This is a genomic window from Aureispira anguillae (genome assembly GCF_026000115.1).
In the GTDB taxonomy this organism is placed as follows: Bacteria; Bacteroidota; Bacteroidia; order Chitinophagales; family Saprospiraceae; genus Aureispira; species Aureispira anguillae.
The window spans coordinates 4,579,171-4,596,162 of the sequence record NZ_AP026867.1 but is presented as its reverse complement, the minus strand read 5'-3'; the positions used below and the strand labels follow the sequence as shown (position 1 = coordinate 4,596,162).

Genomic DNA, 16,992 nt, shown 5'->3' with positions numbered 1-16,992 from the left:
CATAGAACCATTGGTTTAGAAGATTTGTATATTTCGTCCAAAAACAGCCGAGAAACCATCAAACTTTAGTACAGGAATACCTTCTGTGCTTTTATCGATTAAGAATTTTAAAAACTCTACATCTGGAAGTATATTTTTGTCCTTATTGGTATATTCTTCTTTTTGCTGGGCAGTATCTTGAGGAGGAGCAATAAATACAACTTGAGTAGAATTATTTTTCTGATTATGAATAACTACTCGTTTTTCTTTAGGTGCATTCTTTGCCAAATCTTTGTGAAGCATCAAGGATTGATTACTTAGGAAAAGATAAGAATAACCACTTGTAAAACATACAATAGGTAAACAAATGTATTTGGCAAAAAGAATTTTCATATTTTGATTGGGTAAAAAAGATTAAAACTATAGAGATGATCTTAATATACAAATATATATACAAAGATTTGGACTAAAAAGTTTCTTTTTATTTTTAATTTAAGTTTAACGCTTCGAATAATAAGCAAATTTAGAAAAAAAACAAATAGAAGGCAATTTTTTTAATTGCTTAATATTCAACTTCATTGGCTGCTTCAATCAATAGCTCAATGTTGGCTAAAGCTCGTTTGTAAGCTTTGGTATAAATCGGTTCTGATTCAATGGTATTTAATTGTTCCTCAAAGAAGGGCAGAACCGTTTCCAATTTTTGTTGGTTATCTAAGGTCGTTTCAAACACAATTTCTTTGAGTGCTTCGACATCTTCTGGAGAATTAATTTCTATAATACCAGCATCAATAGCACGTTTTAATCGAGGTTCGTTTAGCCCCTCAATAAAAACAGTAAATTCATCTAATGTAACAATCACCAAACTAAAGGCATAAGGACTTCGCAAGTCATTTTGGTGTATCCTTTTCCAAAAGATAGGCTTAGATTGGGTTAAGTCCTGTTGATATCCCAAGGGAAATAACAGTTGTTCCAATTTATTTATACCTAAATCAACATCCATAAGACTCAATTAATTTCTATATTAGATTTTATTTTTATAATGAGCAGTTTGTAGTATTGGTGTACTAAAAGACTGCAAAATACGTTCAAAAAATTAAAAATCGGTACTATTTTTAAACAATTTCATTAACAGTTTAATAGTACTTTGCTAGATACCACATAGAACCGAGCTCACGAGTAACACTCACGTGGTAGCAGCGGAGCTAAACAAAGTAAACGAGTAGCTAACCTAGCAGCACAGGGAATTGTATTAACATTATTGCAGAAGTGCTTACCAGTTGATAATTAATAATAGGTATTGGGGGTGGTTAAAATGTTAAAAAATTGATTATCAGTTTGATGCAAGGTTCGTTTTTATGTTTTTTATCAAAGAAATATAAAATTAGCAGGGTATTAATTAACTAAACTATACATTTTAGCATACTTTTAGTATCATAAGTAACCGTTCACAATGATTTATAGGAAAAAACAACGCTTTTTGCACTACTCTTCATCAAAAAGTTTTGTCTTTGATTAGCACTAAAAAATAGGTGTTTTTTTACCCATACTTTTTTATGCCCGTTTACTTAAAATCTATTAAATAGCAATTTTAATATCATTTATTATCTTTCAAGCTACGTGAAATCATCTTTATTTGCAATTTTCTTATTCTTATTTAATGTTAGTGTTGCGCAAGTTCATTTGTCAACTCCATTAGAGATTTTAACTTTTATGGAGGCATCACCAACTCAATATGAATTAGAACAGTTATACGGAGATATTCCCCGCAAAAATCGTACTATATTGTCTCATGGAACCTATATTAAATCAATTAATGGTCGAGAACATCAATTTGAATATAAAGATACTGAATCTGCCCAAGAGGCAGAATGGAAATTGATGGCGTTAGAATTGATTAATATAGAACATCCAAAATACGAAAAAGCACGTAAGTTTTATCAAAAAATACTAAAAAAAAGCCCCCAAAATGCACAAATTCATACTTTTATAGGAGAGAGTTATTATGAAGAAAAAGAATATGATAAAGCTTTAAAATGGTTAAACAAAGCAATTGAATTGAATCCTATTGATTATTTGGCGCGTTGGCTTTCGGCAGAAATTTTTCTTCAACAGGGGAGGATAGATACAGCCTTGTACACTTTTACATTGGCACATATCTACAACCGAAATCACCCTCGTTTGATTAAGCGATTGGTTGAGGTTTACGATTCACATGCTCGTACTTATTTTAGAAATTGGGGATTTGAGCCGTTAATGTATATTTATAAAGATGGAGAAACCGTAGTGGTAACAGCAGACGGGATTTGGTTAACTTATGGAATGTATAAGGCTGTGTGGAATTACGACAGCGATTATCAGTATATAAAAGAACAACAGGAAGTCACTGATTATTTATTTCAACAGGAAATGGAAGCAACGATAGGCACCTATATGACCTATACCAATTTAAAAAAAGATGATACACGCAATTATCCAGCAATGAATGCTTTTGGACTTTGCTTGGATTATCAGATGGTTGAGGAATTTGTTATGTATGAAATTTTATTGGTTGACAAACCCTCTTTGGCCCACCACATCACAGCTCCTTTTATGAACCGAATTATTCAGTACATATCAAAAATTCGAACGATAGATTATGTAATAGATGAAGATTAAGAGTAGATATTCATGATAATATTTTGAAAAAGGGGGGGTGACAACTTGTTTGGAATAGAAAACATCTTGTCTGCTTATTGCTACTTTTTTATAAGTTATGGGTCGTAAGTCGTCTGCTTAGTTCCTGTAAATACAGGACATACGACTTGACTGAACTCCCTCATAAGCGATAGCGCACTAAAGGGATAAGTAGCAGCGAAGCTAAAAAGTAGTTAAAAGCTTACCCTTTTTTAGCATTTACCTCAGGATTCGCTTTGTTATTAATGCGGGCTTTATTCTTGGTAGGCTTAGCCTTTATGTGAGCTAGCATAGCTGGGTTTAGGTGGTTGCTGCCTGAGCCTGCGAGTTGTCAAGAATGAAAAAAAATAAGCCATCCCCAATTGAATACAATCAAAATTCGGGATGGCTTATTGCTAAGTATTGAAGCAAAGCTTCTGCAAATTGGCAAAAAGATGATTTTATGCTGTTCTTTCTAAAACACCTTTATAATTAAGTAATACCGCATTTTTTAATTCTTTACGAGCAAAGAAAATACGGCTCTTAACAGTTCCCAAGGGAAGGTCTAACTGATCTGCAATTTCTTGATACTTGTAGCCATAATAGTGCATCAAAAAAGGAATGCGAATGCTATCGTCTAACTTATTAACCAACTCTTGCAACTCATTCATCATTATAGCCGAGTTGGCATCATTTAATACGGTCGGTCCCCCTGTATTTAGATAGTATTGGTTATCTGTAGAATCAAGAATTGTGTTTTTCTTGATCTTTTTGCGGTAGTTATTGATAAAAATATTACGCATTATAGTAAATAACCATGCTTTCATGTTGGTTCCAGCACGAAACTTATCTTGATTTACTAGAGCTCTATACGCAGTCTCCTGATAAAGATCCTTAGAGTCTTCGTTATTTCTAGTTAGTTTAAATGCAAAGTTGTGGAGTACATTTTCTAGTTTAGAGATTTCACTACTGAAATTAATCGTTGACATATTGCGTTTTTTTATGGTATGTAATAATACTCTCTATTTGTTTAAACAAAGATATACAAAAGTTCAACAGAAAACAAGTTTTGTTGAACCTTTATCGCTTTTAGTTTAAACGGAATTAGATGTTTGTACATTGAATGTATAGGTTATTTTACTGTAAGTCAATGTTTTGTGTGAAATTCTACAAAATTGTATAAAAAACAATAATTAACACTGTTTAACAGTTTAAAGCGCTTATTAAGATTTTATTTTTTGAATTAAAAAGAGCTAGAGAGGGAATATATGCAAGCATTTTGTCATAGAGATTTCAAGGAAGTTCAAGAAAAGGTATTTTTTAAGTTATTATTAACGTATTTACCTAAACTATTTGGCATGTCAATTGCGTTATTATAAGTAACGAACAAACATAACCAGCTTTCGATAAGTCATAACCAAACTTACGAAATTCAAATAGCTCAGAGCAACCTACTCTGGGCTATTTCTTGTTTTATCCCTTTTGTCTAGTTTTTTGACAATGAACGAAATAAAAGCGTTTGTTTTTTCCTTTTTTTTAAGAACTATTGGAGTGTTAATGCTCCTTAAGAAGAGGGAGAGGTCTGAGGAAATACTTTAAAGCTTGTTTCTTGCTTGGTTCATTCTAATCTAAATTAGCTTAGAAAATTTTATTATTGCTTGTAAGCAGCACTTTGTTTACTAAGCTCGTACTTTTATTATAGAATTTACCTCATAGTTGTTTAGTTTATAGATTAATAAAAATATTTTTATTGAAATATTTAAAAAATAAAAATAAATAACTTTTTTTTTGAGGAAAAAAGTTCTATATTAATGTACATAAATTGTTGATAGTTATTATTTTATTGTTTTGTTAGTGCCTATGATTATGTACTTTTGTCCTGCCCAAAAAAGGGATAAAAAGCTACCTTCATTAAGGAAATACGATTTAACAATAAATTTTTCTAAAAAAAGTGAAAATAAAGAATTACCTTTGTGTCATAATTGCAAATAGAAGCAAGAAAAATCCCCTTAATTAAATATGTAACTCCAAAAATCTCATCATTATACGTCCTATTTCTTTGCAAAATTATACTTTTCGACTAATAATAGTTGTACACCATACTCTTAACACTTTCATTTGAGAATAGAATTATATGTATTGCTTAAAGCTTATTGTTTTAAGCACATATTACTATTGTCAAAGGATATTGTTTAGTTAACTACAGTAATAAATTTATACTACCACCTCATATTTATTTTTTTATTTAGAACCTTTAAATACACTAAAACATGTTTAAGAAAACATCGAAAAAAATTTTACAATTGCTTTGTTGTTGGGGGGTACTCATGCTCCTTTCCCCAAGAGCAAACGCAACCCATTCAATGGGTTTGGATTTAACCTATAAATGCATAGGTAACAATCAGTATGAAATTAATTTAACGTTTTACAGAGATTGTAACGGAATTTCTGCTCCTTCATCTCCTCGTGTTAGTTGGGCAGCAGCTTGTGGATCTGGCACTCTGACATTACAAAAAGTGAGCATGCAAGAAATTACACCCTCTTGCCAAGGGATTGTTGGAACAGCTTGTAATGGAGGAAATGGGATTTATGGTATTGAAGAGCATAAATACCAGACAATACTTACCTTACCTACAGGATGTACCAATATAACATTGAGTCATTCTACTTGTTGTCGAAACAATGCTATTACAACTTTAAATAGCCCTGGAAATGAAAGAATTTATGTCGAGGCTCAGATTTCAGATGCTACCTTGTGTAATAATTCTCCTGTTTTTACAAATAACCCAGTGCCTTTTGGTTGTATCGGTCAGCCTGTTTTTTACAACCATGGTGCATCTGATGCAGATGGAGATAATTTAGTTTACTCTTTGGTTAGCTGTTTAGATGGAGCCAATACGCCTGTAAATTATGGTGCAGGTTTTAGTGCAGCAACACCTTTGGCTACTACAAATGGAGTTACTATAGATCCAGCAACAGGAGCTATTTCTTTTACTCCTAGCATGGCTCAGGTTGGCGTAATTTGCGTTGCAGTACAGGAATATAGAAATGGTGTAATGATTGGAGAGATCGTTCGTGATATTCAGTTTACAGCAATTCCTTGTTCGAACAATGTGCCAACACTAAGTGGTATTGATAATACAACAGATTATTCTACTACTGCTACCGTAGGAACTCAACTATGCTTTAACATGAATTCTAATGATGTAGATGCTAACCAATCTACTTCTTTGACTTGGAATAATGCTATCGCAGGAGCTACTTTTTCTAGCGCAGGAGCACCTCATGCAGTAGGAACATTTTGTTGGACACCAACAGCGGCAGATGTAGGAACGCATTCTTTTACCGTAACGGTATTGGATGATTATTGTCCTATTGTTGGTCAGAATACATATACCTTTACTATTGATGTACAACCTGTCGTCTGTGATAGTATAGATGTTACTGTTGTTTCTACAACTGATTTAACCTGTTCTAACAATGATGGTGTTGCTGTATTGTCTGCTAGCAATGGTGTTGCGCCATATACTTACCAATTGGTAAACTGGACAACAGGAGATTTCTTTTCTAACACTACTGGAACCTTTACAACATTGACTGCGGGAACCTATAATGTTTGGGTTGCAGATGCCAATGGTTGTACGCCTGCTTGTTCAGGGCATACTTTTGTTATTGGTGGTAATGTAACTCCATTAACAATAACATCCACAACAACGGATGTATCTTGTTCTTCTAATTCGCTAAATACAGTAGATTCGACAAATTCAGATGGATCGCTAACAATAACAGCAACAGGAGGAACTCCACCTTATCTTTATTCTATTGATGGATCAAATTTCCAATCTTCAAATACGTTCACTAATCTTGCCGCTGGAGTGTATACTTCAATTGTAATTGATGCCAATGGTTGTAGCCAAATGGTGGTAGATACTGTTGGTGAACCAGACCCAATTAGCATAGGCGTTGCTTCTGTTACTGCTGCAACTTGTGGTCAAGCTAATGGTAGCATTACTTTAACAGCAACAGGAGGAACCCCAGGTTTCTTGTACTACATTAATGGACAATCTCAAAGTAGCCCAACGTTTACTGGTTTAGCTGCTGGAACATACACGTTTAGTGTTTGTGATATTAACTACTGTGTTTATGATACTACAATTGTTATTCCTGGTACTCCTGCACTTGTAGCAGCTGGATCAGCTACCAATGTATCTTGTCATGGTAGTTGTGATGGTACTGCTACGGCTACAGTTGTTTCTGGAGGTTCTGGAACTGCTAGTATTGTTTGGGATAATGGTATGACAGGAGCAACAATAGGAAATCTTTGTGCAGGCACTTATACTGCTATTGTAACCAATGCAGATGGATGTGCTGATACGGTTACTGTAGTTGTTACTGAACCTACAGCTATTGCTGCGTCTTCTACTTCAACCGATGTATCTTGTTCTTCTAATTCAACAAATACAGTAGACCCAACCAACTCGGATGGATCAATTACTGTAACGGCAACAGGAGGAACAACTCCATATACTTATTCTATTGATGGAGTAAACTTCCAATCTACAGGTTCTTTTACTAACCTTGGATCAGGTGTTTATAGTGTAACGGTAACAGATGCAAATGGTTGTACACAGACCGTAGTGGATACTGTAAATGAGCCAGACCTAATTAGCATAGGCGTTGCTTCTATTACTGCTGCAACTTGTGGTCTAGCAGATGGTAGCATTACGTTGACTGCAACAGGAGGAACTCCAGGTTTCTTGTACTATATTAATGGACAATCTCAAAGCAGCCCAACGTTTACAGGTCTAGCTGCTGGAACGTATACGTTTAGTGTTTGTGACATCAACTACTGTGTTTATGATACTACAATTGTTATTCCTGGTACAGTTGGTTTTGTTGCTTCAGCAACAAGCACTTCTCCATTATGTAGTGGAGATTGTAACGGAACAGCTAGTGTAACAACTTCTGATAATAGCAATACTTATACAATTGCATGGGATAATGGTATGACAGGAGCAACAATAGGAAACCTTTGTGCAGGTACTTATACTGCTATTGTAACCAATGCAGATGGATGTGCTGACACAGTTAGTGTAACTGTTACTGAACCTGCTCCTATTAGTGTGAATTTGGCTTCTAGTACTGATGAAACTTGTAATGGTAATGATGGTACTGCAACATTAGCAGTAACAGGAGGAACAGCTCCTTATGTAATTGATTTAGCAAACTTCTCAACAGCAACTACTTATTCTAACGGAACAGGTGTTTTCACAGGCTTAAATGCTGGACAACATATTGTTAATGTAACAGATGCGAATGGTTGTGGTGTTAACTGTGCTACCAATTTTGTATTGAATGGTTGTGGAATGAATCCACTTGCTCCTACATCACCTTTAGCGCTTGCACCTATGTTGAGCGTTTATCCTAATCCTGCTTCTTCATTAGTTCAGGTAAGATACCAAACTAGCGAAAAAGCTGTTAGCCTATCTATTTTAGACAATAACGGTAAACCTGTATACAATAGAGGGAACTTAAATGCTGAAGGTAGCTTAGAAGTGATGGTTAATGGTTGGTCTAGTAGCACTTACTTTGTTGTTCTTAAGGGAGCAAATGGTGAGTTAATCAAGACTCAAAAATTAATTATTACAGACTAATAATAATATTACTTTGTAAGTTTTCTTATGAAGTATTAAAAATAGTTTAGAAGGGGGCTCAACTTGGTTGGGCTCCTTTTTTATTTACTGCAATTTAGTGCCCTAGATACCACAAAACTAGTTTAAGTTATCTTTTTACCCCTAATGGCATGTCGTAACTATGGCTATGTAAGCTTACCCCGTTAGTGGACTAGCACTTATGCGCTTGTAGGATTCCGTTTGCTAATACTCAACTTAGCGACCAAAAAACTTATAATCAATTTTGATTATAACGAATGGTTAGTCAAGGAAAGCACTTGCTGTAACTGTTGATACCTGAAACATAAGCACATTCAGTCTGTTTTGTATCTTGTTGGGGTATTAATAAAGTGTGATAAGCTAGGCTAGAGGTCGTTCTAGTTAAAACAAAAAGAGACTGCCTTTTCAGACAGCCTCTTACAACGGTTAATATTTAAAATGCGTTATAGTTAACGATTAGCCTTTTTTGATAAATTTCTTAGTCATAATCGTTCCATCTGATTTAACAGCACTGAAGTAGTAAATACCAGTAGATAATTGGTCTAAATTGATGGTGTTATTACCAGTCTCAATATCACCAGTCCATAGTGTTTTGCCTGTTGCATCTATAATGCGCCCAACACAAGTTCCTTCGTGGTTTAACAACTCAATATTTAATGAACTAATAGCAGGATTTGGATATAAATTCATTTCCATTTCTAGTTCATCTATAATACTTAAAGCAGTAGTACTATTGCCTTTAGAGGTTCCATTAAGTTGAGATATAGTGTTGCCAGAAGTGCGAGCACTGCCAGTAGAACCCGTTACGATAACCTGATCGATATATACTTGATCTGCATTAGCACTTGCATCGCATTGGATACGAAGCATAGAGTTCGCACTTAAGTTATGGTTTGCTTTGTCTAATGTTATGGTTACGGAGTAGAATTGACCATTGTTAAAGTCTGAGCCACTAGCATAAGACCCTACAGTTGCCCAAGAACTACCATTGTAATAACTTACGATGAAATCTTCTCCTGACTCCATGCTATTAGCGTAGAAATAGAACTCAACAGTAACTTGATCATAAGGACTAGCATCAAAAGCATCAGAGGTCATAGCTGAGGCGATTCCTGAGTTGTCACGCAAACGGATAGAAGAATTGCCCTCGTAAGAATAACTTCCAGTATAACGGAAACAATCAGAACCTCCATCGTTCCAGTTACCAAAACTAGACTCAAAGTAATCTCCCATAATTTGTGTAGTAGAAGGAGTTCCTCCTCCTCCGCCAGTTCCTCCACCAGAACCAGAGCCAACGCAAATTTGTTTGGTTTCTGTAGAAGTGAACGAAGCGCCACTAGCTAGCGTTGTACTTCCCTCTGCTAAATTGTAAGAACCAGAACCATACGAACAGCAAATGCCGTCCCCATAGCTATCATTGATTGTAAAGTCATAACAACCATCAGGTAAACAGAATGTTTCTGTAATGGCATTGTCGCCATTAGAATAACCATTTCCTGAATAAAGCGTTTGACCAGCACTATTTTTTAGTGTCCAAGAAGTTTCAGAAGCATAATTGTCAAAATTTAAGTTTAGTGTTACTTCATTGTCACTACAAGTGCTGCCGCCGCCACCGCCGCCGCCGCCAGAGCCAGCTGTACCCAAACTACTACGACTAGTATTTAGGCAAGCCCACATTCTGGTTGCTTGACCAGCAGAGAACATGAACATGCAATTGTCATCAACATAGTCCATATAGTTCATATACATATCTCTTAATCCTCCACTACAAGAGTTTGTGGATGAACTAGGACAACCGTAGTTGGGTGAACCTGCAATTGGTGTGTCATCTACATAGTCGTCTACGCTACAACCACCATCTCCCCAAATGTGGCGAAGATTTAGATAGTGACCAACTTCATGAGTAGTGGTACGCCCTTTGTCAAAAGGTGCTGATAGATAAAAGCCACTTCCATAATTGTTACTTCCAAAATATTGAGGAGACATAACAACCCCATCAGTACTAGAAGAGCCACCAGGGAATTGAGCATATCCTAAAATTCCTCCTCCTATATTACATACCCACATATTTAGATGCGTAGATGGAGTAATCGGAGCAACACCACCTTGTGTTGTTTTTTTCATAGCATCATTTGTCCCCCAAGATGTTTTTGAGCTTTGCTTTCTGGTAATTCCTGCTAAGGTAAATTGGATACCTGTATTACCAGAGGCTACAGCGGCAAAATCAGAAGGTGGATTATAATCTGAATTGGTGCCTGCATAGTCTGCATTTAATTGATCTAGTTGTGATTGTATTTGTGCGTCACTTATATTTTCTTGGCTATTATTGTAGATTACATGTACATAAACAGGTATTGAGCGAGTTTGAGTTGAACGGGCTTGCCCGTGATCTTGGATATAACGTTGTGTTGCGTCTTCTAGTGTACGCATACGTTGTTGCATTGCAGGGTCTTGTTGCAATTGCTCTTGGAGTTTATCATGAGCATAACAAGACCGCCCAGGTGTGTGGGTGTGATTGTGTTGGGCATTAATTGAACCTAGTAAAAAAGAGCAAATTCCCAGTACTGCTCCATATTTTCTCATACCAAACATTTTAACGTGTTTTTGAGTGTGAATTGAATTGACGCTCTGCAGAAGCACACACAATGTTAGATAGAAAGTTGGTTTCCGACAAAATAATATTTCAAAAAAACTGACACTCAAAAGAGCAGTTCATCAGGTGTATACGCTTGAGTTTAGATTAAAATTTACTATCGGTTTTTTTATTAGTTTTAAAATAATATTTTGATTTCTGATTGTTATTTTTGTTTTTCGTAATTTTTTGGAGTGTTGTTTTTGTGTTTTGTAGAATATTATTTTGTTTGATGTTTTTTCAAAAAAAAGTAGTCTAACCTTAATTTTTAGTAAGGTAAATAAGGATAAAATATTGAAAATAGTCTTGATAATGGTTAAAAAATGTTAAATTTAGATTGTACATTTCGCCTTTATTTGGTGAATGCTTAGTTGGTTAAAATTTTTATTTGTAACCGTGTTTTGTTTTAATGATAAAGGATAATTCCATTAAAAATTTTGTTTGTTGCTATTGTGTTTTTTAGTATAAAATTACCGATTGTTCGTACAATAGCAACTGTAAAATTAGGAAAATAGAATATGCTCTATTTCCAACCAATGAAACCTAAAATTTAATCATGATTCCTTGTGAGCTAGTATTGTTCCGTTCGTTTTACTTGCGTTCATGGTCATGAGGTAGCCGTTTTAGTTTTTGGTTGATTTCTCTTTTTTGTATTTTTCTCTAATTTTTTTTCGCCTTTCTTTCTCTTTCTGCAAATCCTTATAACGAGAGTATCTATTGCTTTGCGTTGTTGTTAGGCGGATTTTTTTGAGTGCTAAACTATCTGTTGGAGCTATAGAGCTATCTTGATGATATAGAGTGCTGCCATTTTCTTCTGTTAAAACATTGTTTTGAATAGCTGTTTGATTGTAAGAGGTATAAGCCGTTAACATACAGATGGAAAATGAAACAACGATTAATCGTTTATTCATATTTTAAAATAATTGTTAATTATATAATTGATTGAAAAGGAGATAGCCAATTAATATGCCATTTTGTGGGTATGTTGACGATTTGATAGCAATTTGGATATCTTGTAATGGCAAAAATTATGAGTTGCATTAATATTCAATCAGTCTTTCTGTCTTTATTTAGATCTATTATTATATGAGTTGATTTAGAATAGTATTACCAATGGTGATTTTAATTATTTAATAAATGAAAGAAGTTTTAATTTTTTGTTGGATGTTATTCGCCTATTATTATTGTTAAGGGTATATGTTGTCTCGATATAAAAAGTGTTATTTTGTATTATTGTGAAATAAAATTTTTTTAACTTAGTTCTTGTGGTTAGTGAAAAAAAATACTTAACTAATTCTATTTTAGTCAATTAAAATAATAGCATTATGGATAAGATTATTAAAAAAAAATATTCTAATAATGAAATCACAATTGTATGGCAACCTCAAAAATGTATTCATGCAGCAGAGTGTGTAAAGGCATTGCCACAGGTTTATAAACCCAATGAGAAACCATGGATTCAGCTAGAGCAAGCAACGACCGAAGAGCTTAAAAATCAAGTTAGGAAATGTCCATCAGGGGCGCTTAGTTATTATATGAATGGGGAGGAAGATCAAGAAGAAGAAAGCTTAGAAACAAAGGTAGAGGTGCTGCCTAATGGTCCTTTATTGGTCTATGGTACATTAAAAGTAACAGATCAAAATGGAAATACAACAACTAAAAATAAGACGACTGCTTTTTGTCGTTGTGGAAGTTCTGCGAATAAGCCTTATTGTGACGGCTCGCATGTAAAAGTTGATTTTAGAGATTCGTTAGAGTAGGACAAAGCATAGAAATGGAAATTATTAGAAACAGAAATAGAGATTAGTTCTTGCACAGAAGGAAAGAAAAATAAAAACTGGCACTATTTTTTTATACTTTTGTGCAAAGACCAAAAGTAATTCATCTTATAAAAGAGATACCAAACCTAGGACTAGAGGGTTATCATTCCCCTACATTTCTAAGCTAATATTCAAACAAATGAAAAAAATACTATTGCTATTGACTGTTGTTTTTGCTTATTCTATTCAAATAAATGCACAGAAAAAAAAGACTGTGGTTAATTATTGGGAAAACATGATGGACGTAACAGTTAAGAGTAAATTTGATCCAGTAACAGAAAATTTTACCAATACGCCTACTTTTGGCAAAAAAATCTTAAAATTAGATGGCAAAAAGATTCATTTAAAAGGATTTATTATTCCTGCGGACTTAACAAAAGGGCGAATGACTTTATCTAAATTTTCTTATAGTTCTTGTTACTTTTGTGGAGCGGCTGGACCAGAGTCTGTAATCGAAATTGTGGCTAAAAATCCTATTATTTATAGAATGGATAAGCCTATTGTTTTAGAAGGAACACTTCGTATTAACAGAACAACAAACGATCAAGAATATGACCCCTTTCGTTTGTTGTATATCTTAGAAGATGCCACGTACTATTCTGAGGATTAAAAAGAGCAGTAAGGAAAACTTTTAATTAAGCAAAATTAGAGAATAATCTAATCATTTATATACTGTTTTTATTTTAAAATATAGACCTTTGTGTCCTACAAGCTTTCTAAGTAATTAGAAAGCTTTTTTGTTTTAGCCATTTATCTACAGTCTATAATTCAGTTGAGAATGTTACGTAATATTTTTATTATAGGGATCTTTTATTTTTTAGGGTTAACATCTATGCTAGCTCAGTTAGAACAAGAATCACCTGTTGGTGACTTGTCAACGCCACAAGAGGTTGCGCATCAACATATTTATTATCTAAATGAGGAGCATTATGATTTGGACCAAGCTGCTAAGGCACTGGTTGGTAATAAGAAAAAAATAACGGATGAAACGCGAGATTATGCAATTAAGTTAAAACAAATATTTGACGGAAAGGGCTTGATTGTTCGAGAGGATTTGATTCCTGATAATCCTGATTACATTGATTCAACAAATGGCAATGCCGTTTATGTTCTTTTTCCGAATGATTTACCAGAAGTTTATATTACTCGACCATTAATTGGAAAAAATAAACGGACTCGAAAGTATGCCAATTATTGGCGATATGATCCCACTACTATAGAGCAAATTCCAGCACTACATCGGTCGGTGTATCCATTAGGAAGTCATCTTTTGTTGCAATTGCTTCCGCAGGGAGGGGCAACTTTTTTAGGATTAAAGAGCTGGCAATATCTGGCTATTTTGGTTTTAGGACTGGTTGCCATTCTTCTTAATTTTATTATTTGGAGACTATTAAATATACTGTTTAAGATATTGGCGAATACCAAACTGGGACGCAATCATTTTGACCCTACTGTGATTACAAAAATATCGCATATTATTAGTTATATGGTAGTTGCCTATGTTATTTTTATTGTCATTCCTGTTTTGATGCTACCAGTTTGGATCAGCTATTATTTTTTGACTTTCCTTCGTGTATTTAATACCATTTGTGCGGTTTTGGTGCTCTTAAATGCTGTAGAGTTGGCTCGTTCGTATTTTGAAAAAATAGTAGAAAAAACCAATAGTACCTCTGACGATCAATTATTGCCTATTTTTATTCGAATACTAAAAGCAATGATTGTAATAGGAGGGAGTATTCATGTATTGGATGTCTTTAATGTGGATTTGACGGCACTAATTGCGGGTTTGTCTATTGGAGGTTTGGCAGTAGCGTTAGCAGCACAAGATACGGTCAAGCATTTGATTGGTTCTATGATGATTTATGCGGATCGTCCATTCCAATTGGGCGATTTTATTAGTAGTGGAGAAATTGTTGGAACGGTTGAAGATATTGGTTTTCGCTCTACTCGGATTCGAACGCCAGATAGCTCTCTGATTTCTGTTCCCAATGGTGCTTTAGTTGATATGACGGTTAATAATATAGGTAGCCTTCAATTTCGCCGTTTTAATACAACAATAGGAGTTGCTTATTATACGCCACCCGCCTTAATTCAAAAGTTTGTAGAAGGTTTGAGAGAGATGAATCAACTGCATCCCAAAACTAAAAATGATGTTTCATTTATCCATCTTAATAATATGGGGGACTCTTCTTTAGATATTATGTTTGTTGTCTATTTTAATACGACAGATTATGCTACTGATTTGGCACTAAAGGAAGAACTTATTTTTGGTATTCTAAATTTGGCAGAAGCGATGAATGTACACATTGCTTTTCCTTCTACCTCTGTTTATATAGAGAGCATGCCAGAAAAAAAAGGACAAATGCCAAATTACGGAAAAGCTGAATTATCGGATGCCGATCAACAAATGCAGCAGTTTTTAGCTGATTTTAGTAAGAAATATCCAGATGCAGGACTTTGAGGACAGAGATAGTGTTATCTTGCGGTGTTATTAATAAAAAATAAAGGTTCAATAACAAGTTGTGTGGAATACTAAAAGGGAAAGATTACCTTTTGTAGTCGTGAATGGGCTATAAATTATTAAGTAGAAAGTCGTATGTTCTTTATGATCAAAATAAAAATATACGACTTTCTACTTAATAACTTACGACGGCTATAGTTTTATATACTATAATTGTTAAGATCTTATTACAAAACTTGCCAAAGAACCAAAATAAACAATGAATATGAAGGACGATTATCCAGGCGATGAAGTATTTGATAGAATAGAAGAATTATGTGATCGAGGGGATGCCTATATGGATGAAGGAAAGTATCGCCCTGCGCTTAAGCGTTTTTGGAAAGCTTTTGATTTATTGCCTGCTCCCAAAACACAATATCCTGCTGGAACTTGGTTATTGGTTTGCATTGGAGATATTAATTTTCAGGTTCAAAATTATAAAGGAGGGGTGGAGAATCTAAACAAGGCAAAAGCGTTTCCTGAAGGAGCAGGGAATCCTTTTTTGCATTTTAGGTTGGCGCAATGCTATTTTGAATTGGACGAAAAGGAGGCAGCAAGAACTGAATTTGAACAGGCATTTAAGGTGGACGGAGCGGCTATTTTTGACGATGAAGACCCCAAATATTGGGCGTTTTTTCAACAAAAACAATAACAATTATCACGAAAGAAAGTTATTGGGAAGATTTTGTACTAAAAATTTGCTTGACATAGGGATTGGCTGCATTGGATTTCCAGATGAACCCATCAATAATATAATGGGTAAGTTGAGGTAAGGTCAATGCAGCAATGGCGATGGCTTGAGCAAAAGGCTGTTCTAATAACTCAAAAGGATAGGCTAAGATTGCCTCAAAAAAGCTAGCACGCTCTCCGTAAATAAACATATCCCAACAATATTCTTCTAACCAAGCTAATAGAAAAACGACGAATAGGATAAAGAAGGCAAGCTTCCAACTAGAAGATCGCTTGGGGGATTTTAATTTTGCCTTTTGATGTTGATAATAAATAATTAGACTTAGGTATGGAATTCCATGCGCTACAACATTGGTGATCGTAAAGACCAAGTCAGAATTAAAATAGACAATGCCAGCGTACCAATTGACCGCCGTGGTGAGCATCCACAATAGTTTGCCTAGGTTTAGTTGTTGAGCGCTTTGTATCTCTTCTATTGCCCAACCGATTATAATCAACCAGTACAGACCATTAAAAAAAGGAAGGATATAAAGGTCTAAGAGGCTGTTTCCTAAAAGAAGAGGGCGCAAGCTCAAAAAATCATGCTCAACAAACCAATTAAAATGAAGCCCCTCTGCCAAATGCCAATACAAGACGGGATATAAGGTCGCCCAATACAAAGTCCATTTGTCGTTAAAAAACTTGGAAACCCCAAAGTCTTTGGCTTTCATTTTGTACAGTGCCAAGAAACCATATTGTTGCTTTACAAAATGAAATAGTGCCAAATAAGCCAACAACCGCCAAAACCAAAAGATAGAAATCCAGCTGATTAGCGCCACTAAAATAAAGCTAATGAATGGGGCAATTAGGAGTAATTTTTGATGCCGACCAAATTCTTCAGGATCTAAATAAGTTCTAAAAATAGTACTCCAGACATGCCCAACATCAATCCCCAACACAAAAATAACCCAAAGCCATAAAGGGATTTCTACTTGCAAAAACTCAGTTGGCAAACTAAACAAGACCACCCAACAACACCAAATAGGAAGGTAGAGGCTCAAAAGGTCT

At 34.7% G+C, this 16,992-nt stretch carries 12 protein-coding genes; 6 read left to right on the top strand and 6 right to left on the bottom strand.

Annotation, left to right across the window (positions count from 1 at the left end; all coding sequences use genetic code 11):
* Nucleotides 1-15: 15 nt before the first annotated feature.
* Entirely contained in the window at nt 16-372 is a 357-nt protein-coding gene (locus tag AsAng_RS18150; protein ID WP_264788511.1) for a hypothetical protein, read from the bottom strand.
* 169 nt (nt 373-541) lie between these two features.
* A complete protein-coding gene (locus tag AsAng_RS18145; RefSeq protein ID WP_264788510.1) occupies nt 542-979 on the bottom strand; it encodes a hypothetical protein in 438 nt (145 codons plus the stop codon).
* A gap of 617 nt (nt 980-1,596) precedes the next feature.
* Between AsAng_RS18145 and AsAng_RS18140 the strand changes: the two genes are divergently transcribed.
* On the top strand, nt 1,597-2,634 hold the full coding sequence (locus AsAng_RS18140; protein ID WP_264788509.1) for a tetratricopeptide repeat protein: 1,038 nt from the start codon (nt 1,597-1,599) through the stop codon (nt 2,632-2,634).
* Between the two features lie 458 nt (nt 2,635-3,092).
* On the opposite strand, the gene AsAng_RS18135 is transcribed toward AsAng_RS18140, so the two are convergent.
* Nucleotides 3,093-3,620 (bottom strand): RNA polymerase sigma factor, encoded by a 528-nt coding sequence (locus AsAng_RS18135; protein WP_264788508.1) that lies wholly within the window; start codon nt 3,618-3,620, stop codon nt 3,093-3,095.
* 1,374 nt (nt 3,621-4,994) lie between these two features.
* Between AsAng_RS18135 and AsAng_RS18130 the strand changes: the two genes are divergently transcribed.
* Nucleotides 4,995-8,285: a T9SS type A sorting domain-containing protein gene (locus tag AsAng_RS18130; protein WP_264788507.1), complete on the top strand. Its 3,291-nt coding sequence runs from the start codon at nt 4,995-4,997 to the stop codon at nt 8,283-8,285.
* Between the two features lie 474 nt (nt 8,286-8,759).
* Here the strand turns inward: AsAng_RS18130 and AsAng_RS18125 are convergent, their stop codons facing one another.
* Nucleotides 8,760-10,886 carry a M43 family zinc metalloprotease gene (locus AsAng_RS18125; protein ID WP_264788506.1) on the bottom strand — a complete coding sequence of 709 codons (2,127 nt, stop codon included), beginning with the start codon at nt 10,884-10,886 and terminating at the stop codon, nt 8,760-8,762.
* Between the two features lie 672 nt (nt 10,887-11,558).
* Nucleotides 11,559-11,846, bottom strand: a complete 288-nt coding sequence (locus tag AsAng_RS18120) for a hypothetical protein (protein WP_264788505.1) — start codon at nt 11,844-11,846, stop codon at nt 11,559-11,561.
* A 414-nt stretch (nt 11,847-12,260) separates the two neighbouring features.
* Between AsAng_RS18120 and AsAng_RS18115 the strand changes: the two genes are divergently transcribed.
* The 4 genes from AsAng_RS18115 (at nt 12,261) to AsAng_RS18100 (ending at nt 15,907) form a co-directional block, all read left to right on the top strand.
* Complete coding sequence (locus AsAng_RS18115; RefSeq protein WP_264788504.1) at nt 12,261-12,695, top strand: (4Fe-4S)-binding protein; 435 nt, start codon at nt 12,261-12,263, stop codon at nt 12,693-12,695.
* A 199-nt stretch (nt 12,696-12,894) separates the two neighbouring features.
* Nucleotides 12,895-13,365, top strand: coding sequence for a hypothetical protein (locus AsAng_RS18110; RefSeq protein ID WP_264788503.1), 471 nt, complete (start codon nt 12,895-12,897; stop codon nt 13,363-13,365).
* Between the two features lie 168 nt (nt 13,366-13,533).
* On the top strand, nt 13,534-15,216 hold the full coding sequence (locus AsAng_RS18105) for a mechanosensitive ion channel family protein (RefSeq protein ID WP_264788502.1): 1,683 nt from the start codon (nt 13,534-13,536) through the stop codon (nt 15,214-15,216).
* Nucleotides 15,217-15,475: 259 nt separating this feature from the next.
* Nucleotides 15,476-15,907: a tetratricopeptide repeat protein gene (locus tag AsAng_RS18100; RefSeq protein WP_264788501.1), complete on the top strand. Its 432-nt coding sequence runs from the start codon at nt 15,476-15,478 to the stop codon at nt 15,905-15,907.
* 19 nt (nt 15,908-15,926) lie between these two features.
* Here the strand turns inward: AsAng_RS18100 and AsAng_RS18095 are convergent, their stop codons facing one another.
* Nucleotides 15,927-16,985 carry a hypothetical protein gene (locus AsAng_RS18095; RefSeq protein WP_264788500.1) on the bottom strand — a complete coding sequence of 353 codons (1,059 nt, stop codon included), beginning with the start codon at nt 16,983-16,985 and terminating at the stop codon, nt 15,927-15,929.
* Nucleotides 16,986-16,992: the final 7 nt, after the last annotated feature.

Coding starts and splice junctions, on each gene's coding strand:
- AsAng_RS18150 (WP_264788511.1), bottom strand. CDS start 372: ATGAAAATTCTTTTTGCCAAATACATTTGTTTACCTATTGTATGTTTT.
- AsAng_RS18100 (WP_264788501.1), top strand. CDS start 15,476: ATGAATATGAAGGACGATTATCCAGGCGATGAAGTATTTGATAGAATA.
- AsAng_RS18145 (WP_264788510.1), bottom strand. CDS start 979: ATGGATGTTGATTTAGGTATAAATAAATTGGAACAACTGTTATTTCCC.
- AsAng_RS18110 (WP_264788503.1), top strand. CDS start 12,895: ATGAAAAAAATACTATTGCTATTGACTGTTGTTTTTGCTTATTCTATT.
- AsAng_RS18135 (WP_264788508.1), bottom strand. CDS start 3,620: ATGTCAACGATTAATTTCAGTAGTGAAATCTCTAAACTAGAAAATGTA.
- AsAng_RS18115 (WP_264788504.1), top strand. CDS start 12,261: ATGGATAAGATTATTAAAAAAAAATATTCTAATAATGAAATCACAATT.
- AsAng_RS18125 (WP_264788506.1), bottom strand. CDS start 10,886: ATGAGAAAATATGGAGCAGTACTGGGAATTTGCTCTTTTTTACTAGGT.
- AsAng_RS18105 (WP_264788502.1), top strand. CDS start 13,534: ATGTTACGTAATATTTTTATTATAGGGATCTTTTATTTTTTAGGGTTA.
- AsAng_RS18130 (WP_264788507.1), top strand. CDS start 4,995: ATGGGTTTGGATTTAACCTATAAATGCATAGGTAACAATCAGTATGAA.
- AsAng_RS18120 (WP_264788505.1), bottom strand. CDS start 11,846: ATGAATAAACGATTAATCGTTGTTTCATTTTCCATCTGTATGTTAACG.